This window comes from Mesorhizobium sp. P2_E10, from assembly GCF_056404235.1.
In genome coordinates, this window is the sequence record NZ_JBFUEK010000012.1 from 1 (window position 1) to 22,992 (window position 22,992).

General features: G+C 63.4%; 21 protein-coding genes and 1 tRNA gene. 8 read left to right on the forward strand and 14 right to left on the reverse strand.

Annotated features, from left to right (window positions below; genetic code table 11):
- Positions 1-132: 132 nt before the first annotated feature.
- A tRNA-Met gene (locus AC1D0N_RS24740) sits at positions 133-209 on the forward strand.
- 279 nt (positions 210-488) lie between these two features.
- Positions 489-1,433 (forward strand): ATP-grasp fold amidoligase family protein, encoded by a 945-nt coding sequence (locus AC1D0N_RS24745; RefSeq protein ID WP_477248595.1) that lies wholly within the window; start codon positions 489-491, stop codon positions 1,431-1,433.
- Positions 1,434-1,496: 63 nt separating this feature from the next.
- Here AC1D0N_RS24745 and AC1D0N_RS24750 read toward each other — a convergent pair whose 3' ends face one another.
- From AC1D0N_RS24750 to AC1D0N_RS24770, 5 genes are all read right to left on the reverse strand, one after another.
- Entirely contained in the window at positions 1,497-3,548 is a 2,052-nt protein-coding gene (locus AC1D0N_RS24750) for an aldo/keto reductase (protein ID WP_477248596.1), read from the reverse strand.
- Between the two features lie 34 nt (positions 3,549-3,582).
- A complete protein-coding gene (locus tag AC1D0N_RS24755; protein ID WP_477248597.1) occupies positions 3,583-4,662 on the reverse strand; it encodes an ABC transporter ATP-binding protein in 1,080 nt (359 codons plus the stop codon).
- Between the two features lie 9 nt (positions 4,663-4,671).
- Positions 4,672-5,508: a carbohydrate ABC transporter permease gene (locus AC1D0N_RS24760; protein ID WP_477248598.1), complete on the reverse strand. Its 837-nt coding sequence runs from the start codon at positions 5,506-5,508 to the stop codon at positions 4,672-4,674.
- Complete coding sequence (locus AC1D0N_RS24765) at positions 5,505-6,365, reverse strand: carbohydrate ABC transporter permease (protein ID WP_477248599.1); 861 nt, start codon at positions 6,363-6,365, stop codon at positions 5,505-5,507. The genes AC1D0N_RS24760 and AC1D0N_RS24765 overlap by 4 nt, the downstream gene beginning before the upstream one ends.
- A gap of 107 nt (positions 6,366-6,472) precedes the next feature.
- The gene (locus tag AC1D0N_RS24770; RefSeq protein WP_477248600.1) at positions 6,473-7,744 is read right to left on the reverse strand and encodes an ABC transporter substrate-binding protein; all 1,272 of its coding nucleotides are present in this window, start codon (positions 7,742-7,744) and stop codon (positions 6,473-6,475) included.
- Positions 7,745-7,850: 106 nt separating this feature from the next.
- Here AC1D0N_RS24770 and AC1D0N_RS24775 point away from each other — a divergent pair, with 106 nt between their 5' ends.
- Positions 7,851-8,720, forward strand: a complete 870-nt coding sequence (locus AC1D0N_RS24775) for a helix-turn-helix domain-containing protein (RefSeq protein WP_477248601.1) — start codon at positions 7,851-7,853, stop codon at positions 8,718-8,720.
- Positions 8,721-8,781: 61 nt separating this feature from the next.
- On the opposite strand, the gene atzF is transcribed toward AC1D0N_RS24775, so the two are convergent.
- Genes atzF through AC1D0N_RS24815 form a run of 8 tightly spaced genes read right to left on the reverse strand, consistent with a single transcriptional unit; the run spans position 8,782 to position 17,081 of the window.
- Positions 8,782-10,614, reverse strand: a complete 1,833-nt coding sequence (gene atzF / locus AC1D0N_RS24780; RefSeq protein WP_477248602.1) for an allophanate hydrolase — start codon at positions 10,612-10,614, stop codon at positions 8,782-8,784.
- The gene (locus AC1D0N_RS24785; protein ID WP_477248603.1) at positions 10,611-10,961 is read right to left on the reverse strand and encodes a cupin domain-containing protein; all 351 of its coding nucleotides are present in this window, start codon (positions 10,959-10,961) and stop codon (positions 10,611-10,613) included. The genes atzF and AC1D0N_RS24785 overlap by 4 nt, the downstream gene beginning before the upstream one ends.
- Positions 10,954-11,622, reverse strand: coding sequence for a cysteine hydrolase family protein (locus AC1D0N_RS24790; protein WP_477248604.1), 669 nt, complete (start codon positions 11,620-11,622; stop codon positions 10,954-10,956). Before AC1D0N_RS24790 ends, AC1D0N_RS24785 begins: the two co-directional genes overlap by 8 nt.
- Positions 11,622-13,151, reverse strand: coding sequence for an ABC transporter ATP-binding protein (locus tag AC1D0N_RS24795; RefSeq protein ID WP_477248605.1), 1,530 nt, complete (start codon positions 13,149-13,151; stop codon positions 11,622-11,624). The genes AC1D0N_RS24790 and AC1D0N_RS24795 overlap by 1 nt, the downstream gene beginning before the upstream one ends.
- 9 nt (positions 13,152-13,160) lie before the next feature.
- A complete protein-coding gene (biuH, locus tag AC1D0N_RS24800) occupies positions 13,161-13,862 on the reverse strand; it encodes a biuret amidohydrolase (protein ID WP_477248606.1) in 702 nt (233 codons plus the stop codon).
- Positions 13,863-13,876: 14 nt separating this feature from the next.
- Positions 13,877-14,803 carry an ABC transporter permease gene (locus AC1D0N_RS24805; protein WP_477248607.1) on the reverse strand — a complete coding sequence of 309 codons (927 nt, stop codon included), beginning with the start codon at positions 14,801-14,803 and terminating at the stop codon, positions 13,877-13,879.
- Positions 14,803-15,927, reverse strand: a complete 1,125-nt coding sequence (locus tag AC1D0N_RS24810; protein ID WP_477248608.1) for an ABC transporter permease — start codon at positions 15,925-15,927, stop codon at positions 14,803-14,805. The genes AC1D0N_RS24805 and AC1D0N_RS24810 overlap by 1 nt, the downstream gene beginning before the upstream one ends.
- A 26-nt stretch (positions 15,928-15,953) precedes the next feature.
- Entirely contained in the window at positions 15,954-17,081 is a 1,128-nt protein-coding gene (locus tag AC1D0N_RS24815; RefSeq protein ID WP_477248609.1) for a BMP family ABC transporter substrate-binding protein, read from the reverse strand.
- 293 nt (positions 17,082-17,374) lie between these two features.
- On the opposite strand from AC1D0N_RS24815, the gene AC1D0N_RS24820 reads away from it, so the two are divergent.
- Positions 17,375-18,058 (forward strand): GntR family transcriptional regulator, encoded by a 684-nt coding sequence (locus AC1D0N_RS24820; RefSeq protein WP_477248610.1) that lies wholly within the window; start codon positions 17,375-17,377, stop codon positions 18,056-18,058.
- Here AC1D0N_RS24820 and AC1D0N_RS24825 read toward each other — a convergent pair.
- Positions 18,036-18,914, reverse strand: a complete 879-nt coding sequence (locus AC1D0N_RS24825; RefSeq protein WP_477248611.1) for a response regulator transcription factor — start codon at positions 18,912-18,914, stop codon at positions 18,036-18,038. The two genes, AC1D0N_RS24820 and AC1D0N_RS24825, sit on opposite strands and share 23 nt — an antisense overlap.
- A gap of 48 nt (positions 18,915-18,962) precedes the next feature.
- Here AC1D0N_RS24825 and AC1D0N_RS24830 point away from each other — a divergent pair, with 48 nt between their 5' ends.
- From AC1D0N_RS24830 to AC1D0N_RS24845, 4 genes are all read left to right on the forward strand, one after another.
- Positions 18,963-20,099: an ABC transporter ATP-binding protein gene (locus AC1D0N_RS24830; protein WP_477248612.1), complete on the forward strand. Its 1,137-nt coding sequence runs from the start codon at positions 18,963-18,965 to the stop codon at positions 20,097-20,099.
- Complete coding sequence (locus tag AC1D0N_RS24835; RefSeq protein ID WP_477248613.1) at positions 20,080-21,243, forward strand: ABC transporter substrate-binding protein; 1,164 nt, start codon at positions 20,080-20,082, stop codon at positions 21,241-21,243. The genes AC1D0N_RS24830 and AC1D0N_RS24835 overlap by 20 nt, the downstream gene beginning before the upstream one ends.
- A 64-nt stretch (positions 21,244-21,307) precedes the next feature.
- The gene (locus tag AC1D0N_RS24840) at positions 21,308-22,171 is read left to right on the forward strand and encodes an ABC transporter permease (protein WP_477248614.1); all 864 of its coding nucleotides are present in this window, start codon (positions 21,308-21,310) and stop codon (positions 22,169-22,171) included.
- On the forward strand, positions 22,171-22,983 hold the full coding sequence (locus tag AC1D0N_RS24845) for an ABC transporter permease (protein WP_477248615.1): 813 nt from the start codon (positions 22,171-22,173) through the stop codon (positions 22,981-22,983). Before AC1D0N_RS24840 ends, AC1D0N_RS24845 begins: the two co-directional genes overlap by 1 nt.
- The last annotated feature ends 9 nt before the right edge of the window (positions 22,984-22,992 follow it).

Genomic DNA, 22,992 nt, shown 5'->3' on the forward strand with positions numbered 1-22,992 from the left:
CACATCCAATCGGAAGTCAGTGAAATCTTCTCCTTACGAACAGGCCCGCCAACGGGAACACGGGCCGCGCAAGCGGCCCTTTCATTTGGGGGCTCTTGATTCCGGTAAGGTAAAACTTACCTCTAAGGTTGACGCGGGGTGGAGCAGCCCGGTAGCTCGTCAGGCTCATAACCTGAAGGTCACAGGTTCAAATCCTGTCCCCGCAACCAAATCCCAAAACGGCCCGCATCATGCGGGCCGTTTTGCTATGCGGTCTGCTGGCCGTTCGAACCGATAGGGCTTTGGCCGGCGCGCTTGTCGGCACGCTCGGTCGATGCTAGCTGCATGACCAAAGGGCGAGGCAAACCGTGGCCCAACAATCTGCTTGGCAGCAGAAGCGCTCTGTTCAGGGTGATTGAATCCTTTCAATGAAGTCGAGAGCCAATATTCCCGCGAAACACCGCCTTATTCTGGCAGTCGCGCGGCTGCTGCTGACTGTTCGACACCCGATGCTCGTCATGCGACTTGCCAGGAGGTTTGGCTATCTGCCCAACCCTGCGGCGCCGGAGAGCTATCACGAGCGGATGTTGTGGCGAAGAATCGTCGACCACAATCCATTGTTCGTGACGTTGTCGGACAAGCTCGCTGTGAAGGATTACATCCGCGAGGTTTGCCCGGAATTGATGGTGCCGGAGACGCTGTGGTCGGGCCACGATCCCGATGACATCCCGCTCGACCTGCTGGCCAAAGACGTGGTGGTCAAGACGAACCATGGCTGCGACATGAACATATTCGTTTCCGGCGGCCAGCCGGAGCGCGCGACCATCGTGAGCCAGACGAAACGCTGGCTCAGGAAACGTCAAGGACGGCACAACGGCGAATGGGCCTATTGGTCGATTACGCCGACGGTCTTCGTTGAACAGCGCCTGCCGCTCAGCGGCGGCGAGATTGCCACCGAGATCAAGGTTCAGATCTGCAGCGGTGTTGTGTGCCATGTCAGGGCCGAGGACAAGAAGGCGCACATGTCGCGGTTGTTCGACCCTGAGGGCAATCCCTTGGCCGGCCGCGATGTCGACTATCCGCGCGAGGACCAGGCGCTGCCCGTGACAGCGCGCCTGGTCGAGTACATTCGTCAGGCAGTCGCCATCGCGCCGCGCATCGCTGGCGACCTCGACTATGCCCGTATCGATTTTCTGGTCACCAACGAGCGGCTGTTCGCCGGCGAGGTCACCATTTATACGGGGGGTGGCTACTCCGTCTGGAGCAATCCGGCGATTATGGCGGATATCGAGCGGCACTGGCGGCTCGATCAATCGGATTATTTGCGGCGGCGACACAAGGGCATTGCCCGGCTCTATGCAAATGCGCTGCGTGCGAAATGCATGGCGGACGTTGGCGATTTGCACGCGGCCCATCTTGCCGGGACCCCGCCTCTGGAAACGCTGCAGACATAGACCATGACCCCACCCCTCGGGTTGGGATCATGGTCGAACAGCAAAGTGAGCCTCGTCCCGATCCTATCGGGATGATTGGCCTCTGGCTGGCTGGTTTCGATCCGAACCGCCGTCCAGCCACTCGAGATCCTCCGGTGAGAGCGAAATGTCGATCGCTTGCAGGCTGTCTTCCAGTTCACCGAGCGTGCGCGGGCCGATCAGCGGAACCGACGGAAAGGGCTGCGCCAGCACATAGGCGAGCGCGATGTGGATCGGGCTCTTGCCCAGCCTGCCGGCGAGTTCGATCGCCCGGTCACGGCGGCCGAAGTTCTTCTCCGAGTACCAGACCCGGACAAGCTCTTCACTGTCGCGCTTGTCGCGGCCGGCGCGGTCGGTGAAGAAACCCCGCCCCTGGCTCGACCAGGCAAAATTGGGCATCTGCCTGGATGTCAGCCAGGCTTTCCACTCGTCGCTGGAGGAGGTGACGCAGCCCGCCCAGATCGGCTCCAGCATCTCGGCCAGCGAGAAATTGTTGGAAAGCGCGCCGGGCTTCTGTTTGCCGGTCCGCTCGGCATAGGCAATGGCTTCATCCATGCGCTCCATCGTCCAGTTGGAGCCGCCGAACGGGCCACGGATGCGCCCGGCCTTGACCTCGCGGTCCATTGCGTCGACGAACTCGCCGACCGGCACATCTGGATTGTCGCGATGCATGAAATAGACATCGACATAGTCGCTCTGCAGCCGGTCGAGCGACTGGGCAAGCTGCTTGCCGATCACATCGGGATAGCAGAGTGGCGAGTGTGCACCCTTGCCGATGACCACAGATTGCTCGCGCACGCCGCGGTTCTTCAACCATTGGCCGAGCAGCGCTTCGGTATAGCCGGCGCCATAGACATAGCCAGTGTCGAACAGATTGCCGCCCGCTTCGAAAAAGCCATCGAGCAGGATCGCGCCCGAGGAAAACGTACGGAAATCCTCGAAGCCGAGGGCCACCACGGATGCCGGTTTCGACAAGCCCGGAATTTTTCGCTTGCCGATGGCCGTGCCGTTGGAGCGCAGCGGCCGGCCCGAAATCGTGTTGACGCGTCTCGTGGATTTCTCGATCTCGTATTCGAGCCCGACAGCAGTGCGCCATTTGTCGAGCACGCGCAGATTGCCGAGGCTGTCGGCCCAGCCCATGCCCGGCCAGGCAAATTCCTTGCTACCGGCCAGGATGGCCTCGCCGGCGGCGTCGACCTCGAAAGAGTAGAGATGGCGCGTTTCATTGACGCTGATGGTCTCGCGCGTCCCGTCGGACCGGATCACGTCGATCTGGCCCAGACCGACGTCGCGGTTGCCGCCGGCGAACCAGAAATCCGGCACCTCGATGCGGCCCTTGGTGCCAAGGATGCGCAGCACATTGTCCTGGTTGAGCGAGATGCTGCACGAGACTTCGGCGACGATGCCGCCTGGAAAATGCAGCAGCGCCGAGGCCCATTCATCGACACCGGATTGGCCAAGATGCGCGGCGCCGGTCACCTTGTCCGGCTCGGCAAAGGGCACTCCTGCAGCGGCGCCGGCAATCAGCCGCGCCATCGACACGGGATAGCCGCCGACATCCAGAATGCCGCCGCCAGCGAGGTCGTTGGCATAGAGCCGGTGCTCCGGCATGAAGCCCGGCATGGCGAAACCGAAGCTGGACTTGATCATGCGGACCTCGCCAATGACGCCCGACTTGATCAACTCCACCAGCTTCAGCGTCTGCGGATGCAGCCGGTACATGAAGGCTTCGCCGAGAAAAGTGCCGGCCTTGCGCGCCGCATGGATCATCGCGTCGGCCTCGAAGGCGGTCAGCCCCATCGGCTTTTCGCAAAGCACATGCTTTCCGGCTTCGGCTGCCTTGATCGCCCATTCGGCATGGCCGGGATGCGGAATCGAAATATAGACCGCATCGATATCCGGGTCGGCGAGCAAAGCGTCGTAACCGTCGAGGATGCGGGCGCCGGGAAAACTTTCGGCAAGGCCCGATTTCCCTGGGTTGCGGGCGCCGAGGGCGACCAGTTTGCCGGTGCGCGACTGGGCCACGCCACCGGCAAAGGCGAGCGCGATGCTGCCCGGCCCGAGAATGCCCCAGCGGATGGGCGCGGTTGAAGTCATTGTCATTCTCCTTAAAGATGGAAAGGGAAAACGGTCAGCGCAGCCGCAGCCCGTTTTCGTCGAACAGGTAGGATTTGCGGATGGAAACGGTGACCTCGGTGGTGTCGGGAACCTTTGCCGCGTCGCGCTGGATCACCACGTCTTCGCCGTTGGTCGTCCTGGCATAGAGAAAGCTGGTGCCGCCGAGATGCTCGACCACGTCGATGCGAACGACAAGGTCGGCATCGCCTTCTCCGGCATTGCCGAAATGTTCGGGCCGCACGCCGACGATGACCTTGCTTCCCGTTTCGGGTGCCGCGCCGATCAGAGGCTGCGTGATGCGGGTCCTTTCCTGGCCCGCCAACTCGACGACGATGCCGTGCGTGTCGCGCCCGACAACGCGGCCGTTGATGAAGTTCATCTTTGGCGAGCCGACAAATCCGGCCACGAACTGGTTGTCGGGATTGTCGTAGAGATCGAGCGGCCGGCCGATCTGCTCTACATGGCCGCCGCGCAGCACCACGATCCTGTCGGCCAGCGTCATCGCCTCGGTCTGGTCGTGGGTGACGTAGATCATCGTCGTGCCCAGTTCCTTGTGCAGGCGCGAGATCTCGACGCGCATCTGCACTCTCAGTTCGGCATCGAGATTGCTCAGCGGCTCGTCGAAGAGGAACACCTGGGGTTCGCGCACAATGGCGCGGCCGATGGCGACCCGCTGGCGCTGACCGCCGGAAAGCTGGCGTGGCCGGCGCGCCATCAACTCGGTGATGCGCAGGATCTCGGACGCCCGCTTCACCCGCCGCTCGGTGTCGCCTTTCGGATTGCCGGTCATCCTGAGGCCGAAGCTCAGATTCTGCTCGACGGTCATATGCGGATAGAGCGCATAGGACTGGAACACCATGGCAATGCCGCGGTCGGCCGGCTCGACGTCGTTGACCACCTTGCCGCCGATGGCGATCTCGCCACCGCTGATGTCCTCAAGGCCGGCGATCATCCTCAGCAGCGTCGACTTCCCGCAACCGGAGGGGCCGACGAAGACGACGAATTCGCCGTCGCTCACATCGATGTTCGCGCCATGAACGATCTCGAAGTTGCCAAAGCGCTTGACGACATTGCTGAGTGTAACCGCCGCCATTGCCGATCCTTACTTGATGGCGCCGGCGGCAATGCCGGCGATGAAATGACGCTGCAAGAGCACGAAAACGACCAGCATCGGCGCCGTCAGCATCATCGAGCCTGCCATGATGCCGCCCCATGACACTTTGGTCAGGCCGATCAGCGTGCCGAGCGCCACCGGAGCCGTCATCGAGCCGGGCTGGCTGTTGATCAGCAACGGCCAGAGGTAGTTGTTCCAAGAGGCGAGGAACAGGATGATGGCAAGTGCTGCCAGCGTCGGCCGCGCCAAAGGCAGCGCCACGAACAGGAAGATGCGCCATTCCTTGACCCCTTCGACGCGCGCCGCGTCGAACAGATCGGCCGGCATCATCGAAAAGCTCTGCCGCATGAAGAGAACACCCAGCGAATTGAAAAGCGGCGGCACGACCAGCGCCACCCAGGTGTTGGCGAGCTTGAAGTCGCGCGCCACCATGATGAATTGCGGGATCAGCACGACGGCATAGGGGAGTGTGATGGTGCCGAGGATGATCGCGACGACCGCGCCCTTGCCGAAGAACTGGTAGCGCGCCAGCGCCCAGCCGGCCATCGAGGTGAGCAGCACCGACAGCACGGTGTAGGTCACGGCCACCGAAACCGAGATGCCGATGGCGCGGACGAAATCGGTGTCGCGCTGCAGATTGTTGAAATTCTCGATGAAATTGCCGTGCGGCAGAAGCTCGATGCCGGGGCTGAAGATGCCGTTGTCGGGCATCGTCGAAAAGATGGTCATCATCCACAGCGGAAACAGCCAGATCAGCGCCAGCGGCGTCAGGAAGAGATGCAGCGCGACGCTGCGGCCCAGTTTGGCTTGCGAACGCGAGCTCATTTCGGCTCCTTCGTCAGCCAGAGTTGCGCCAGCGTGATGGCGATTGCCAGCCCGGCCATGGTGTAGGCGACGGCCGAGGCGTAGCCGAAGTTCAGCGACCTGAAACCCTGGCGGTAAAGCAGCAGCCCGAGCGTTTCGGTGCCGCCGCCTGGGCCGCCGCGTTCGGTGATCAGGAACGGTTCGGTGAACAGCTGCATGGTGCCGATGATCGACAGCACGCAGCAGAAGACGATGATCGGCTTCAGCAATGGCAGGGTGATGTAGAAGAACTGCTTCACCTTGCTGACGCGGTCGAGCGTCGCCGCCTCGTAGACATCCTGAGGGATGGACTGCATGCCGGCCAGCAGGATGATGGCGTTGTAGCCGGCCCAGCGCCAGGTCACCGCGATCATGATCAGCGCCATCGCCGGCGTGACGTTGGAAAACCAGTCGACGCTGGGCAGGCCGACGCTGTTCAGCAATTTGTTGATGATGCCGAAATTGAGGTTGAACATCAGCCGGAAGACCGCGGAGTAGGCCACTTCGCCGACCACGACCGGGGCGAAAAAGGCGAAGCGGAACAGGCCCCTGGCTTTCAGCAGCGGCGAATTCAAAAGCACCGCCATCACCGTGGCGAGCGCGATCATCACCGGCACCTGGATGACCAGGATGAGCAGCGTGTTCTCCAGCGCATTGAAGAAGGCGGGGTCGCCGATCAGCCGGCCCCAGTTGAAGCCGGGCGCGAACCGCCATGGCACGGTGCGCGTCGCCTGGAAGGAGATCAGGAAAGAGTCAATGATCGGCCATAGCCAGAAGATCGCGAAGATCAGCAGATAAGGCGCAAGGAAGCGATACGCCGTGGCGTTCTGATAGCGCATGGTTGCCTCCTTTCCGCATTGGCGGGTGAGCACGCGTGCTCAAACACGCAGCGCGTTGGAAATGGTCCCGGGCAGCATCGATGCCGCCCGGGACCATCTCGTCCAGATCAGGACTTGACGGGCAGTCCGGTCGCTGCCGCAATCTGATTGGCGGCATCGTCGAGCGCTGCCTTGGCGTCCGGATAGCCGCCGGCCAGATATTTCGTCTGCACGGCACGGACGATAATTTCGGCGTCGCTCTGGAACTGCGTGCCGCGGCTGGGAACGACCTTGGGCAAGGTGGCGAGTATGTCCTTCCACACTGCCTGGCCACCCCAATAGGGCAGGCCTTCGGAGACATAGGGGTCATTCAGCGCCGAGATCAGCGAGGGTACGAGGCCGAAGTCCTTCAGCATCGTTATCTGGCCTTCATTGGTCTCGAGCGTGTACTTCAAGTAGGCGTAGGCGGCCTCCTTGTTCTTCGATGCCGATGTGATGGCAAGCGAGGAGCCGCCGAGATTGGCGGCGCGGGGGCCGTCGGCTGTCAGGCTCGGCATGAGATAGACGCCCCATTTGCCGTTTTCCCCCGCCGATTCGGTGCGAACGGTGCCCTCATACCAGCCGCCATAGATCTGGGTGGCGACGGTGCCGGCGGTGTTGTTGGTGATCTTGGTGCCCCAGTCGGCCGAGGAGATGATCCCGGCGTCCTTCATCTCCTTGAGCTTGGTCATGGAGTCGACGCATTTGGGCTGGTTGACCGTGATCGACTGCCCGTCGGCGGCAAAGTAGGCGCAGCCCTGCTCGTTCGAGATCATGCGGAAGAATTCGGAGTCGCCGTTGAAGTCGGCATTGGTCATCGTCACGCCCGGATTGGCGGCCTGGATCTTCTTGCCGGCGGCGATGAAATCGTCCCAGGTCTTGATCGAGGCGGGATCGACGCCGGCCTTCTCATAGAAGTCGCGGCGGTAGAAGGCGGCGACCGGGCCGGAATCCCATGGCATTGCATAGGCCTTGTCGCCCACTTCGAGTTCGGTGCGCTTGAAGTCGGGGAATTTTGCCTGGTCCTCGGCGGTGTAGCCGAGCGTATGCAGGTCGACGAAGCAGTCCGGGAACTGGCTCCAGTAATTCTCGGCCTCGCCGTTTTCGATCGAGACGATATCGGGCAGGCCGACGCCGCCCGCGGCACAGCCGGCGATCGACTTGTCATAGGTCGGCTGGTTGCCGAGATCCTCGACCGTCACCTTGACGTCGGGGTACTGCTTGTTGAAGCCGGCGACGGTCGCCTTCAACGATGAAGCGGCGATGTTCCAGCTCCAGATCGTGATTTCGCCAGACTGCGCAAGGGCCGGGCCGGAGCCCAGAGCAAGCGCGAGCGCGGCGCAGGTCAGTAGGGTGCGCATTGAAATCCTCCCATTTCATTTGCTCTGTCTTGGTGAGCGTGGGTAGACTATGCGGTGCGGAAGGCTTGTCGCCGTCAAAGGGAATACGGAATTGGCGGAAAGTAAGATGCCGGATCGGCCGTTTTATCAGCCTGGCGCCAGCAGCGTGGAAGGCCTGCCGCTGCTGCTGCAGATGTTTCATACACAGCCCCTGGTTATGCTCAAGCCGCATTGGCACGCCCAGGTCGAGGTCAATTTCATTGTGCGCGGCAGCGTGCACTACCGCATGAGCGACCATGAGATCTCGCTGTCGGCCGGCGAGATGTGCCTGTTCTGGGGCGGCCTGCCGCACCAGATGGACGATCTCAGCGACGATGCCGTCTATGCCGGCGCGCATCTGCCGCTGGTGCATTTCTTCCGGCTGCACCTGCCGACCGATGTCCGGCATCGGCTGATGACAGGCGCGACACTGGTGAGCAATGCGACCGACCGGTCGGACGACGACAATTTCGAGCGTTGGAACCGCTATGTCCGTTCCGGCGATCCGGCAAAGGCGGAGCATGCCGTGAACGAACTGCTGTTGCGGCTGGAGCGGATGCGGTTCGAGCCGTACCGGCTGGTGCCGGAAACGGCGATCGGACAGGCAGCCGGCAGCCCCTTCGATCAGCAGTCTTCACGTAATGTCGGGCGTATGTGCGACTTTATCGCGGAGAACTTTCTCTACGACATCGACTGCGTGAACATCGCGGCCGCAGCTGACATCCATCCCAAATACGCCATGAGCACGTTCAAGAAATCGACCGGCATGACGCTCAACGAATATGTGAATCTGTTGCGGCTCAGCTACGCACAGGCAATGCTGATGCACCAGGACGCCAACGTGCTCAGGGTCGCCATGGACTCGGGTTTCGGTTCGCTCAGCGCTTTCAACAAGTCGTTCCGCAAGCTTGCCGGCATGTCGCCTTCCGATTTCCGCAAAGGCGCAGGCATCAGGTAGTTCCGTCAGAGGCGGTCCCAAGTCAGGACAGGGAAACGGGTCTTGGACGCGCGACCGTCGTTCAATTGGCAGGAACGCCTTCCAGGCGCTGTTGCGGTTCGCGGGCGCTGGTGACAAAGCTGCGCCAGCCGCCATAGGCCGAGATGTCGGTCGCTGCCGCCAGCCCGGCGGTTTCGACCAGGAAACCCTTGGCCGACGTGCCGTCTGCAAGGTCGATTGTGCCGATGCCGAGCGGCGACGGGATCGCCGCGACGAAGCGCCCGAACGCGTCTGTCGCAAGCCGCCAGACCTCGACATCGATCGCCATGCCGTCATTGGCGACCCGCACCAGTCCAGGCTTCGGTACAGATTGACCGGCGAGTGCATAGAGCTTGTAGGCAGGCGCTGTTTTCACGGCTCTCGAGAATTGCGCGTCGAGCTGTTTCAGCTGGCCGTTGAGCGGCATACCCGAGAGATGCGCGCCGACCACCACCAGGTCGATCATGCCGTCGGCGCTTGGCGACGGAGCCGGGAGAGGGGGCGGCTGCTGCCAGCCCGTCGCGCCGAGCGGGAGGCCGCTCGCTGCATGCAGGTCGCGGGCAAGCGCCGCCGTCAGCGCATCCCTTCCCGCAGGCGCCAGCAAGGTGACGCTCATCGGCAGGCCGTCATCGCGCTGTCCCGTCGGCACGGCGATGCCACACATGTCGAGCAGGTTGACGAAATTGGTGTAGGTGCCGAGCCGGCTGTTGGTAACGATCGGATCGGCAAGCACCGCATCGACCGAGTAGTGGGTCGGCGCGGTCGGCACGCAGAACAGGTCGACCGAAGCGACGACAGGGGCGAGTTTCGCCTTGTAAGCCTGCAAGGCATAGAGGCCCTTGAAGGCGTCGGCCGCCGAAAGATTGCGGGCGCCGCCGATGATCTTGCGCGTCACCGGATGCAGGGCCGCTTCGCTGGCGTCCATGAACTCCCGGATCGCTGCGTAGCGTTCGGCGACCCAGGCGCCTTCATAGAGAAGATTGGCAGTGGCGTAGAAATCGCCGAAGGGGATTTCGACCTGCCTGCAGCCCAGCGTCTCCAGCGAGACAAGAGCCGCGTCGAAGCCGGCCTGCATCGAGGTGTCGCCGAAGAACTTCAAATCGGCCCTGGCCGGCACGCCGACTGTCAGCACCGGCGGGCGCGTGGCAAGGGGCAGGATGTCGATGGCGCGCGAATAGGAATCGGCGTCGTCCTTTGCGGCAGCCACTGCGAGGACCGCATAGGCATCATCGACGGTCAATGCGAAAATCGAGACGCAGTCGAGCGTCCGGCAGGCCGGCACGACGCCTGTTGTAGACAGCGCGCCGACGGTCGGCTTCAGCCCGACGATGTTGTTGAGGCCGGCCGGGATGCGGCCGGAACCGGCGGTGTCGGTGCCGAGCGCAAACGAGACGATGCCGCCGGCAGTCGCTACCGCCGAACCGGACGAGGATCCACCCGGGATCAGTCTTGGATCGATTGCATTGCGAGGGATCGGCCAGGGTGTGCGGACGCCGACGAGGCCGGTGGCGAACTGGTCGAGATTGGTCTTGCCGACGACAAGCGCGCCGGCTGCCCTCAGCCGCGCCACGACCGTGGCGTCCATCCCCGGTGTGTAGGCATATTCGGCGCAAGCGGCCGTCGTCGGCATGCCGGCAACGTCGATGTTGTCCTTGACGGCGAAGGGAATGCCCCACAGCGGCTTTGCCTGGAGATCGAACGGGCCGAGCCTTTCTGCTTTCGCGATCATCTCTGCCTTGCTGGCGAGATGGATGAAGATACCGGGGTTGTCCGCCGCCTCGATGCGGGTGTAGATCGCATCGATCATCTCGTTGACGTTGACGCCGGCCCGATAGGCGGCGTGCAGGCTGGTGATATCGAAGTGGATGTCGCTCATTTGGCCTCCCCCAGAATGATCACCGGCAGGTCCCACTGGATCAGCACGATGCAGCCGTCTTTCGTCCACACCGAATGCTCGGTCCCGACCGGGTTCAGGATGACGCTGCCTGCGGGATAGTCGCCGTTCTCATCGCTCTGTATGCCTTCGAGCACGACGATGGTTTCCAGTCCGACATGGCGGTGGCGCGGCACGCCGGCGCCGGGCCGGTAGTTCAGGATCGCAACCGAAGGTTCGACCGGCCCGCCCTTGAGCAGCCAATGCACGGTGATGCCGTCGCGGAAATGCTCGTATGCCAGATCGCGCCAGCCGCCATTGACGAGGCCAGCAAAAGCAAGATTAGGCATTGGCAATTCCCTGAAGCACCTGGTCGGTCGTCGCCGTCCAGCCGACGATGGCGCCTTGCGCCCGGATCATGGCCACTGCGGCCGCCTTGAACTCCGGGAAATAGCTCTCCGTGGCGTCCTCAGCGAGCAGGCACTCATAGCCGCGGTCGTTGGCCTCGCGCATCGTCGTCTGCACGCAGACCTCCGTGGTGACGCCGGCGAAGACGAGTTGTTGCGCACCGAGCCGCTTGAGGTCTTCACCGAAGCTCGTGGCATAGAACGCGCCCTTGCCGGGCTTTTCGATGACGATCTCGCCGGGCAGCGGGGCAAGCTCGTCGAGGATCGCCGTTCCCGGCTCGCCGACGATGAGCACGCGGCCCATCGGGCCGACATCGCCGATGCGGATCGATGGATTGCCGCGATTGCGCTTGGCCGGTGGCAGGTCCGAAAGGTCGGCCCGGTGACACTCCATCGTGTGGATCACCGGCAGGCCGGCTGCGCGGAACCCTTCGATCAACCGCTTCACCGTCGGCACGATGGCCACGACCCGGCTGACGTCGTTGCCGAGGCTGGCGCCGAAGCCGCCAGGCTCGGCGAAGTCGCGCTGCATGTCGATGACGACCAGCGCCATGGTCTGCGGCTTGAAGGTGAAGGAAAACGGCAGCGCGTCTATTTCCGCCATCAGTGATGTCCCGCCATGTGCTCGCCGATCGTCTGCACGCTGGCTTGGGCAATCGGCGTCTCATAGACCAAGGCGCCATCCGACATGACGAAGATACGGTCGGAAAGCTCCAGCAGCTCGTCGAGGTCTTCCGACATCAGGAGCACGGCGGCACCCGCATTGCGCGCCTTCATGATGCGGGCGCGGATTTCGGCCACCGCCGAGAAGTCGAGGCCGAAGCAGGGGTTGGAGACGATCAGCAGGTCAACCTCGCCGGTGAGTTCGCGCGCCAGCACGGCGCGCTGCACATTGCCGCCCGACAGCGACGAAATCGGCGAGGCGAGCGAAGCGGTCTTGACCTTGAACTGCTCGACCAGGCGGGTCGCATAGTCGCGGATGGCGCTCATCCTGATCCAGCTGATCGGCTTGCCGGCGTCGTTCAAATCGAAGGTCCGGAAGGCCATGTTTTCGGCCACCGTCATCTTCGGCGCGCAGGCGTTGCGCAACGGTTCCTCGGGAATGAAGCGGACATTGAGCGTGCGCGCCTCGCTGCGGCTGGCGCCGTAGGGCGATCCCTTGACCAGAACGTCGCCGCCGTCGCGCGTGCGCTGTCCGGCCAGGACTTCGAGAAACTCCTTCTGGCCGTTGCCGGAGATGCCGGCGACGCCGACGATTTCGCCGGACTTCACATCGAGTTCGCCGATGTTGATGGTTTTCAGGCCTGTCCGGTCCGGCGCCTTCAGCGCCTTCACCGTCAGGATCTGCCTAGCGTCGGTCGGCACCGGCGCGCGGCTGTCGAGCGCGGCGATCGGCTGGTCGCCGATCATCATCGCCGCCATCTCCCTGTGCGAGAGAGCCGACACGTTTCCGGTTCCGGTCAACCTGCCCTTGCGCAGCACAGTGATGTCGTCGGCAAACGCCGTCACTTCATGGAATTTGTGCGAGATCATCAGCACGGTGAGGCCGCCCGCCCTGGTCATGTCGCGCACGAGGCCAAGCACTTCCTGCGCCTCGCCGGGGGTGAGCACGGAAGTCGGCTCGTCCAGCACCAGGAAGCTGCGGCCGAGATAAAGCTGCTTGATGATCTCCAGCTTCTGTTTTTCGCCGGCCGCGAGTTCGGCCACCTTGACGTCGAGCGGCAGCTTGAACGGCATCCGTTCCATGAAGGCAGCAAGGTCGGCGCGCTCCTTGCGCCAGTCGATGATACCAGGCACCTTTTCGCGCGAGATAACCAGGTTTTCCGCGCCGGTTAGCGACGGGACCAGGGTGAAGTGCTGGTAGACCATGCCGAGTCCGAGTGCCGAGGCATCACGGGGACTGGCGATCGCCACCTCGCGGCCGTCGACCAGGATGTCGCCGGAGGTCGGGTGGTAAAAACCCATCATACATTTGACCAGCGTCGACTTGCCGGCGCCGTTTTCGCCGAGCAGCGCATGGAAGGACCCGGCGGGCACCTTGATCGAGACGTCGCCGAGCGCGGTGAAGGCGCCGAAGCGCATGGTCATGCCGATGGTCTCGACGCTGACTGCTTTCCTGCCGCCTTCACTCATGGTCGAACCTCATGGCAGTTGGGCGACGAAGGATACCGAATTCGACACCGCGCCGAACACGCCGCCTTGCATCTTGATCATCTTGATCGCGGCGAGGTGGTTGCCGTAGTCGGTCGCGCCGCAGCAATCCTCCAGCATGACGCATTCGAAGCCGCGGTCGTTGGCCTCGCGCATGGTGGTGTGCACGCAGACATCGGTGGTGATGCCGGTGAGCACGATGTTTTCGATGCCGCGCTGGTTGAGGATCAGTTCCAGATCGGTGGCGCAGAACGAGCCCTTGCCCGGCTTGTCGATGATCGGCTCGCCCTCGATCGGATAGAGGTCGGGGATGATGTCCCAGCCTGGTTCGCCACGCACCAGGATGCGCCCGCAAGGGCCGGGATCGCCGATGCCGGCATTGATGCGGCGGGAGCGCCAGCGCTTGTTGGCCGGCAGGTCGGCGAGGTCGGGCCGGTGGCCCTCGCGTGTGTGGATGATGGTGTAGCCCTTCGCCCGCATGGCCGACAGCACCGACTTGATCGGCTCGATCGGCGCCCGCACCAGCGACAGGTCGTAGCCCATATGGTCGACATAACCGCCCGGCCCGCAGAAATCGGTCTGCATGTCGATGATGATCAGCGCCGTATTGTCGGGCCGAAGTTCGCCATTGTAGGGCCATGGATAGGGGTCGGCGTCGATGTAGCGCTGGGTGACCTCGGCTCTGGCGTTCATGGCAAAAACTCCAGTTACTTGGTGATCGACAATTCGCCCGGCGCGCCGGCAAGCGAGCGGCTCGGCGACGAAGTGGCGATCATGATGATCAGGGTGAGGATGTAGGGAGCGGCGTAGAACAGATAGTAGCCTTGCGTGACACCGACAGACTGCAGCGCCGGGCCGAGCGCGCCGGCGCCGCCGAACAGCAAGGCGGCGGCAAAGCAACCGAGCGGATTCCAGCGCGCGAAGATGACCAGCGCCACCGCCATCAGCCCCTGGCCCGACGAGATGCGTTCGGTCCAGCTGCCGGGATAGTAGAGGGAGAGATAGGCGCCGCCGATGCCTGCCAGCGCGCCGCCGAGGCCGGTGGCGATGAGGCGCACCGTGTTCGGGTTGAGGCCCATGGCGCGCGCGGCATCGGAACTGTCGCCGACGACGCGCAGGATCAGGCCGGCGCGGGTGTTGCGGAAAGCCCACCACAGGAACACCGCCAGTGCCGCGCCGATCAGGAACAGCACATTGACGTTGAGCGCCGCCTGAACCTGCGGAATATCGGACCAGCCGCCGAAGGGAATGGCCGGCAGGTCGGGCGCCGAGGGCTGGATGAACGGCTTGCCGAAGAAGAAGGCAAGACCGGAGCCGAGCAGCATCAGCGCGATGCCGATGGCGATGTCGTTAACGCCAGGGAATTTACAGATCCAGCCGTGGAACAGGCCGAAACAGAGGCCGGCCGCGGCGGCCGCCAGCAGGCCGAGCCAGGGCGAACCGGTCATCACCGCCACCGCATAGGCGGTCATGGCGCCGAAGACCAGCGTGCCTTCAAGGCCGAGATTGATGCGGCCGGAGCGTTCGGTAATGGCTTCGCCAAGCGATACGAAGATGAAGGGTGTCGAAACCCGGATGGCGCCGCCAAGGATGGCGAGCGGAACGCCCCAGAGGCCGATCTCGGTCGCGTCCATCAGGCGCCTCGCTTCCAGAGGTCGGGATTGAAGGCCTTGAAGCGGCCGTAGAAGGTTTCGCTGAACAGGATGACGACGAAAAGCATGCCCTGCAGCACCAGCACGGTGGCATCGGGCAGATCCATGCGGCGCTGGATCAGGCCGCCGGACGCGTTGATGCCGCCAAGCAGGATGGCAACCGGGATGATCGCCAACGGGTTGTGGCGGGCAAGGAAGGCGACAAGAATGCCGGTATAGCCGTAGCCGGCGGCGAGCGAGGCATTGGCGCTGCCTTGCACGGCGCCGACTTCCAGCATGCCGGCGAGGCCGGCGAAGCCACCGGCAAGCGCGGTGAAGCCGACGATCAGCGGCCCGACTGCCAGCCCTTGCACCTGGGCTGCCCTGACATTGCCGCCGGCGATGCGGGCGGCAAAGCCCCAGCGGGTCTTTTCGATCAGCAGCCAGGACAGGATGCAGGCGACGATGCCGACGACGAGGCCCCAATGCACCTCCATGCCGGGAATGTTGCCGATGCGATAGGCGTCGGCCAGCGGCTGGGTCGAGGGCTTGTTGAGCGAGGCGGGATCGCGCAGCGGTCCTTCCACCAGATGATTCATCAGGGCGATGGCGATATAGGCCATCAGCAGGCTGGAGATGGTTTCGTTGACGGCACGGTAGTGGCGAAGCGCGCCGACGGCACCGATCCAGATGCCGCCGGCGGCCATGCCCGCCACGCCCATGGCAAGAATGACGATTGATGATGGCGCGCCGCTCAGCGCCACGCCTGTGGCAGCGGCGGCGACGCCACCGAGTACGATGGCGCCTTCGCCACCGATGACAACGAGGCCGAGCCGGGCCGGCAGCGCCACGCAGAGCGCCGCAAGCAGCAGGGGTGCCCCGCGCGACAGCGAGTTCTGGATCGAAAACCACGAGCCGAAGCCGCCGCGCCACATGGTTTCATAGAGCTGGACGGGCGACTTGCCGACCAACGCAATGAACAGGCTGAACAGCAGCATGCCGACGACCAACGCCGCGAGCGGAATGACGAAGGCTTCCGCCCGCCGGGCAAGCCACTCCAGCGCCGCCGGATAGCCCCTGGCACCGAACACCGCCGGCGCATCCGCGCTGCTGACCGTATCTGCCATGGCCCGTCTCCTGCGCGCGTTCAGCTTCAGGCGGTCGAACCGACGACGCCCTCGACGAGATAGTCCATGCTTTCGAGCTCGATAGCGGTCTCGACGAAGGCCTGGCCTTCGGTGGCGACGACAATGCCCTTGTTGCTCTTCAACGGACCCTTGATGACGGAGAACCCACCCTTCATCATTTCGGCCAGCGTGGCGTCGAACTGCTTGTGGGCCGCCTCGCTCACGGCAGGGCCGAGCGGGCTCATCTTGACGAAGCCGTCGGCGAGGCCACCGCGGGTGAAATTGGGCAGCGGCGTGCCGGCGACGAGGTCGTCGACGAACATCTTGTAGACCTTGGCCCAGTTCCATTCCGCGCCGGTCAGGTATTTTTCCGGCGCCAGCGGGCTCTGGTTGGCGTGATAGCCGCAGATGAAGGCGCCCCGTCCGGCCGCCGTCTCGACCACCACTTTCGGGCTGTCGACATGACAAGTGATGACGTCGGCGCCCTGATCGACCAGCGCGTTGGTGGCTTCCGCCTCCTTGACCGCCAGCGACCATTCGCCGGTGAAGATCACCTGGCACGTGATGGTCGGGTCGACCGAGCGCGCGCCAAGCAGGAAGGAGTTGATGTTGAGCAGCACCTGCGGGATCGGTTTGGCGGCGACGAAGCCGAGCTTCTTGGTCTTCGAGGTGTGGCCGGCGACGACGCCATTGAGATACTGGCCCATGCCGATATAGCCGAAATAGGAGCCGGCATTCATCGGATGCTTGTCCTTGTTCCACATGCCGCCGCAATGGCGGAACTGCACGTCGGGGAATTTCGCGCACATGGCCAGCATGTGCGGATCGAAATAGCCGAAGGAGGTCGGGAAAATCAGCGAGGCGCCATCGAGGTTGATCATCGATTCCATAGTCTTCTGGACGTCGACCGTCTCGGGGACGTTCTCCTCCTCGACGATGGAGATGCCCTCGATGCCCTTCAGCGCCGCCGCACCCTCGGCATGCGCCTGGTTGTAGCCGTAGTCGTCCTTCGGCCCGACATAGATGAAGCCGACGGTGGCGGCCGCGGCGAAGGCCCTGTTGATGGGAAAGGCTGCCGAGGCAAGACCAAGGGCTGCTCCGGCGGCGGAGGTCTTGAGCAGCTGGCGGCGGCTAAGCATGAATCTGTCGGTCATCTCTTATGCTCCCCTGTAGGACCCTTTTCCGGGTCGGTTAACGCCTTGTCAGGAAAGTGCATGCAATCAGCGTGCCAGTTCCAAAATCCTAATTTATCCAACAAAATCAGTGAAAACTCGGATGGTGACTGCACAAGCGAAAGGCAATTGCATACACTTTTTGCCTTGAAAATAGCCAGTTTGACATGTAGATTAAAATTAAGGCATAGACTGAGGCGACCCGAGTCGGGACTGGCCCGCGAGCCAACCCTGCAAAAAGACTGGACGGAGGAGATGTGTCGGGAAAGCGCAGCTTGATCAGGTCGGGCACGACCGTCGATCAGATGGTGAGGGCGATCGGCGACCGCATCGTCACCGGCTTCCTGCGCCCCGGCGAAAAGCTCGACGAGGCTTCGCTCGCCGCCCGCTTCGACGTCTCACGCACGCCGGTGCGCGAGGCGCTTGGTCATCTCAGCGCCATGGGCTTGGTCGAAAGACGGCCCAACCGGGGCGCCATCGTCGCCGTGGTGACGCAGGAGCACCTCGCCTCGATGTTCGAAAGCATGGCCGAACTGGAAGCGATCTGTGCTCGCTTCTCCGCCGAGCGGATGACCGGCGGCGAGCGGCGCACGCTCGAGATCGAACATCAGGGCTCGGCGCGGCTGGTGCAGCTGGGCGCCGAGGAGGACTATGAATACTTCAACACCGAGTTCCACAGCCGGCTTTATCGCGGCGCCCACAACACGCATATCTACGAAATGACGGTGATGACACGCAGCCGCCTGGCGCCCTTCCGCCGTGCGCAGTTCATGCTGCCCGGCCGCCTGGCCAAATCCTGGAAGGAGCATGACGCGATCGTCACCGCGATCATGCGTGGTGACGGCACTGCCGCCGGCAAAGCCGCCAGGGATCACGTTTCGATCGTCAGTGAGGCGAGCGCCGTTTTTGCCAGTGTCGACCCGATGCATCCGGATTCTATCGCGCCTGCGCGTCTATGATCTCGACGAAGCGGGCGAAAAGACCGGCCTGCGACTTGATCTTGAGCTTGCGGTAGATGTTGCGACGGTGGACCTTCACCGTTCCCGGCACGATCCGCATTGCCCGGGCGATTGATTCCGTGGAGTGCCCCTGCAGCACCAGATCGACGACCTGCTTTTCGCGCGAGGTCAGCGAAAGGCTTTTCCAGATGTGGGCCCGGTCGAACTCGTTGACGGCGGCTACCGTTTCGCCGCGTGGCGCCGTTGCCGCCTCGTCCGTTGGCAAACCCGGCCAGCGCAGCCTGGCAAAGTTGATCACCGCCGGCGCCATGTCGCGCAGCAGCCTGGCATCGGCGGTTCCGAACGGCCCGGACGCGCGCAACCGCATCAGCGACAGCACCAGCGCATCCTTGCCCGCCAGCGGGACGAAAAAGCCGACCTCCTCGGCCAGCCTGGTCTGGCTGTAATAGGAGCGATAATATTCGCTGGCATAGAAGCGGTCCGGCGCCAGTTCGCGCATGCGCCAGAAGCCTTCCTTGCGCTCGACCGCCGCATGGTGGAACGGGTCGAGCAGATAGGGCCCTTCCTGATAGAGCGCGACGAAGATGTGACTCTCGGCCTGCGAAAAGGTCTCGAACAGCAGGGGCGGGCGCACCGCGCCGCGATAGCCGAAGACCACGCAGTGATCGAACCCGACGTGCTGCCGCAGCCAGCCGACCAACGCCTTGCCGAAAAGGTCACCGCTCGTCTCGCGTGTCGCGGCGATGACTGCGGCGAGGTCGTTGTAGTCGTCGCTGCGGGACGCGCTCAGCCTATACCCCCTTAAACGCGAAAATAGATCAAATATACCACCTGCGAGGTATATACCAGCCGCCATTGGCTCTGATAGCGTTTCGAGATTGCCTTGTCGCTGGAGCCCGCAGCCTTGACCGCAGTGCCCGACATCGAGTTTCGCGGCGTGACCAAGCGCTACGGCAGCGTGACGGCGGTCAGTGGCATCGATCTCGCCATTCCGCCGTCGGCCTTTGTCGCGCTGCTCGGCCCCTCCGGCTGCGGCAAGACGACCTGCCTGCGCATGATCGGCGGCTTCGAACAGCCAACCGAAGGCGCGGTGTTCATCCGTGGCCAGGACATGGCCGGCACGCCGCCCTATCGGCGGCCGGTCAACATGGTGTTCCAGCAATATGCGCTGTTTCCGCATCTCGATGTCGAGGACAACATCGCATACGGCCTGCGCCAGGCCCGGCCGCGGCTGCCGGCCCGCGAGATCTCCTCAAGGGCAGGCGAAGCGCTGGCGATGGTACGGCTTGCCGGGTATGGCCGCCGCAAGATCCATGAGCTTTCCGGCGGCCAGCAGCAGCGTGTCGCGCTGGCGCGTGCGCTGGTCAACAAGCCGGCGGTGCTGTTGCTCGACGAGCCGCTGGCGGCGCTCGACAAGAAGCTGCGCACCGACATGCAGATCGAACTGCAGAACCTGCAGCGCGAACTCGGCATTACCTTCGTCCTTGTCACCCACGACCAGGAAGAAGCGCTGTCGATGAGCGATTTCGTCTGCGTCATGAATAGCGGCCGCATCGTCCAGCTCGGACAGCCAAGCGAGATCTATGACGAGCCCGCCGATCTTTTCGTTGCCGATTTCGTCGGCAAGACCAATCTGTTGAGCGGCACGGTGGCCGGGTTCTCGGGCGACCTTGTCGAGGTGGTGCTGACCGACGGCACCGTCATCGCGGCGCGCAAGCGGACGCCGCTGCGCCAGGGCGAAGCCGTTTCGGTCAGCCTGCGTCCGGAATCGCTCAGCCTCGGCGCCGCGGCAAGCGGCCGGTTGAAGGGCATTGTCCGCAACCGGATTTTTCTCGGCTCGACCGCGGAGTACGCGATCGAAGTCGAGGGCATGGGAACGCTGCTCGCCAAGGCCGACCATGTGATCGGCCACGGCAATCTCTTCAAGCCGGGTGAACCCGTCGCCATCGGCTTTGCCACTGGGACGCCGCTGGCGTTTCCGGACCCCAAGAACAACGGGACCAACCAGAGGGAAAACAGACATGTCGAAATCATATCGTGACGGACTGCCGATAAGCCCTGAAAAATTCGTCGATCAATTAATGCGCCTGAAGCGCGGCTCGATCGGCCGCCGCGAGTTCCTGGGCCTTACCGGCCTTGGCGTTGCAACGGCGGTGATGGCACGCGAACTCGGCATCATGCCGACACCGGCCTACGCCGCGGAAAGCCTTGGCGACCGCATGTCGATCGCCACTTGGCCCAACTACCACGACCCGGCGACGTTCGAGAGCTTCAAGGCCGAGACCGGCGTGGCGGTCGAAGTCAACGTCTTCGGCTCGAACGAGGAGATGCTGGCCAAGCTGCAGGCCGGCGCTTCGGGCTGGAGCCTGTTCGTGCCGACCAACTACACGATCTCGACCTACAAGAAGCTCGCCATCATCGAACCGCTCGACATGGCCAAGCTGGCAAATTTCGACGGCACGCAGGAAGACCCGCGCTTCACCTCGGAAGGCACCATCGACGGCGTGATCTATGCGGTGCCGAAGAACTGGGGCACGACAGGTTTTTCCGTCAACACCAAGAAGCTGACCAAGCCGATGACGAGCTGGAAGGAGTTCTGGGACACGGCCATGGCCGAAGGCGATGGCCGCACCATGGTGCATGACTACCAGCTCACCACCATCGGCAATGCGCTGAAATATTTCGGCTTCTCGTTCAACTCGCTGAAGCCGGACGAACTCGCCAAGGCCGAGGAATTGCTGCTCAAGGTCAAGCCGCATCTGTTCGCGGTTTCCAGCGACTATCAGCCGTCGATGCGCGCCGGCGACGCCTGGATGACGATGTGCTGGACCAATGACGGGGCGCAGCTCAATCGCGACATCCCCGAGATCGCCTATGTGCTTGGCAAGGAAGGCGGCGAGATCTGGACCGACTTCTACGCCATCCCCAAGGATGCGCCGAACAAGCCGGCCGGCTACGCGCTGCTCAACTACCTGATGAAACCGAAAGTTGCGGTCAAGGAGCACCTCGCCAATGGTGCGCCGTCGACCGATGCGCGGGTCAATGCGCTGCTGCCCAAGGAGGTGCTGGACAACCCGATTCTCTACCCCGCGGCGGAGCTGTTGAAGCCGCTGGAATTTGGCGCGGCGGCGACGCTGACCGATCCGGGTCGCGCCGAACTGATGGCCCGCTTCAAGTCGGCTTGAGCGGCCGGTCCCGCAGAAAATTGACCGGCGGGCATATGTCCGCCGGAACCGGGAACAGTTCTCCATGCACGGCAGCCTTTTTCGTAGAAATCTTGTGACCGCCTTGCTGCTCGGTCCGGCAGCCGCGTGGCTGGTGGTGTTCCTGGTGTTGCCGTTCGTCGCCATCGCCGTCTTTAGCGTCGGCGAGCGGGCGCCGGAAGGCGGCTACCAGGCCGCCTTCACTTTAGCGCAATATGCCAATCTGCCGGCGCGGGCGACCGCCTTCTGGAACACCATGGTGCTGGCGCCAATAGGCGCGCTGGCCTGCCTCCTCGTCGCCTATCCCGTTGCCTATTACCTCGCTCTGCGCGCGCCGGAGCGGTGGCGGCTGATCCTGCTCGCGCTCGTCGTCATCCCGTTCTGGACCAGCCTTCTGATGCGGACCTATGCCTGGATGTATGTGCTGGGTGGGCGCGGCATCCCGGCGCTGCTGGCCTATGTCGGGTTCGAGGATGTCAGGCTGATCAACACGCCGGGCGCGGTGCTGCTCGGGATCGTCTACGGCTATCTGCCGCTGATGATCCTGCCGATCTATGTCAGCCTCGAGCGGCTCGACCGCCGGCTGCTGGAGGCTTCCGCCGATCTTGGCGCGACGCCCATCTCGACATTCCTCGGCGTGACGCTCAGGCTATCGCTGCCCGGCGTGATGACCGGCTTCTCGCTGGTGATGATCCTGCTGCTCGGCGAGTATCTGATCCCGACGCTGCTTGGCGGCGGCAAGGTGTTCTTCATCGGCAATGCGTTGGTCGATTTGTTCCTGCAGTCGCGCAACTGGCCGTTCGGCTCGGCCATCGCCATCACGCTGGTTCTGGTTTCGGTGGTGGTGCTGATTGCCGCCAATCGCATCTCGACCCGACTGTCGGGCGCGCGCCGGGTGGATCTGATCTGATGCGCGCCTTCGTCGTTGCGGTGTTTGCCTTCCTCTATCTGCCGATCGCGCTTGTCGTGCTGTTCTCCTTCAACGCCGGCCACCACGCCAGCGAGTTCACCGGCTTTTCAGTGCAGTGGTATGGCAAGGCGCTGGCGAATCCGTTCCTGGTCGAAGCGCTGAAGAACAGCCTGTTCATCGCCACCACCAGCGCCTTGCTGGCAGCACTGTGCGGCACCGCGGCAGCACTCGGCCTGCAGCGCGTCAGCGTGCGGACGCGGGCTGTCTTCGACGCGCTGCTCGGTGCGGCAATCGTCGTTCCGGGCGTCGTCATCGGCATCTCGACGCTGGTCGCGCTCGTCCAGCTGTTTGCCGTCGTCAATCCGTTTCTCGCTTCGCTGTGGCCAAACGACCAGCCGCCGCGCCTGGCACTTGGCTATGGCTCGATCATCGCCGCGCATGGGCTGTTTTCGATGGCATTGGTGGCGATGATCGTCGGCACCCGTCTCGGTAGCCTCGACCGCAATCTGGTCGAGGCGTCGAGCGATCTCTACGCCACGCCGCTGACGACGTTCCGCTCGATCGTGCTGCCTCAGATCATGCCGGCGGTGATCGCCGGTTTCCTACTCGCCTTCACATTTTCGTTCGACGATTTCATCGTCGCCTTCTTCGTTGCCGGCGCGCAGACGACCTTGCCGATCTATGTCTTTGCCTCGATCCGGCGCGGGGTGACGCCGGAGATCAACGCCATCGCGACGATCGTGCTGGTCGCCTCAATCCTGCTCGTGGTGCTTGCCCAATGGCAATTGCGCCAACGAAAACCATCGCACTGAAAGACGACA

Excerpts from the sequence above, each read along its gene's own strand:
- AC1D0N_RS24840 (WP_477248614.1), top strand. The coding sequence starts at position 21,308 with ATGCACGGCAGCCTTTTTCGTAGAAATCTTGTGACCGCCTTGCTGCTC.
- atzF (WP_477248602.1), bottom strand. The coding sequence starts at position 10,614 with ATGAGCGACATCCACTTCGATATCACCAGCCTGCACGCCGCCTATCGG.
- AC1D0N_RS24835 (WP_477248613.1), top strand. The coding sequence starts at position 20,080 with ATGTCGAAATCATATCGTGACGGACTGCCGATAAGCCCTGAAAAATTC.
- biuH (WP_477248606.1), bottom strand. The coding sequence starts at position 13,862 with ATGAACGCCAGAGCCGAGGTCACCCAGCGCTACATCGACGCCGACCCC.
- AC1D0N_RS24765 (WP_477248599.1), bottom strand. The coding sequence starts at position 6,365 with ATGCGCTATCAGAACGCCACGGCGTATCGCTTCCTTGCGCCTTATCTG.
- AC1D0N_RS24775 (WP_477248601.1), top strand. The coding sequence starts at position 7,851 with ATGCCGGATCGGCCGTTTTATCAGCCTGGCGCCAGCAGCGTGGAAGGC.
- AC1D0N_RS24825 (WP_477248611.1), bottom strand. The coding sequence starts at position 18,914 with ATGGCGGCTGGTATATACCTCGCAGGTGGTATATTTGATCTATTTTCG.
- AC1D0N_RS24810 (WP_477248608.1), bottom strand. The coding sequence starts at position 15,927 with ATGGCAGATACGGTCAGCAGCGCGGATGCGCCGGCGGTGTTCGGTGCC.
- AC1D0N_RS24760 (WP_477248598.1), bottom strand. The coding sequence starts at position 5,508 with ATGAGCTCGCGTTCGCAAGCCAAACTGGGCCGCAGCGTCGCGCTGCAT.
- AC1D0N_RS24805 (WP_477248607.1), bottom strand. The coding sequence starts at position 14,803 with ATGGACGCGACCGAGATCGGCCTCTGGGGCGTTCCGCTCGCCATCCTT.
- AC1D0N_RS24815 (WP_477248609.1), bottom strand. The coding sequence starts at position 17,081 with ATGACCGACAGATTCATGCTTAGCCGCCGCCAGCTGCTCAAGACCTCC.
- AC1D0N_RS24845 (WP_477248615.1), top strand. The coding sequence starts at position 22,171 with ATGCGCGCCTTCGTCGTTGCGGTGTTTGCCTTCCTCTATCTGCCGATC.
- AC1D0N_RS24785 (WP_477248603.1), bottom strand. The coding sequence starts at position 10,961 with ATGCCTAATCTTGCTTTTGCTGGCCTCGTCAATGGCGGCTGGCGCGAT.
- AC1D0N_RS24795 (WP_477248605.1), bottom strand. The coding sequence starts at position 13,151 with ATGAGTGAAGGCGGCAGGAAAGCAGTCAGCGTCGAGACCATCGGCATG.
- AC1D0N_RS24745 (WP_477248595.1), top strand. The coding sequence starts at position 489 with ATGCTCGTCATGCGACTTGCCAGGAGGTTTGGCTATCTGCCCAACCCT.
- AC1D0N_RS24750 (WP_477248596.1), bottom strand. The coding sequence starts at position 3,548 with ATGACTTCAACCGCGCCCATCCGCTGGGGCATTCTCGGGCCGGGCAGC.
- AC1D0N_RS24790 (WP_477248604.1), bottom strand. The coding sequence starts at position 11,622 with ATGGCGGAAATAGACGCGCTGCCGTTTTCCTTCACCTTCAAGCCGCAG.
- AC1D0N_RS24770 (WP_477248600.1), bottom strand. The coding sequence starts at position 7,744 with ATGCGCACCCTACTGACCTGCGCCGCGCTCGCGCTTGCTCTGGGCTCC.
- AC1D0N_RS24755 (WP_477248597.1), bottom strand. The coding sequence starts at position 4,662 with ATGGCGGCGGTTACACTCAGCAATGTCGTCAAGCGCTTTGGCAACTTC.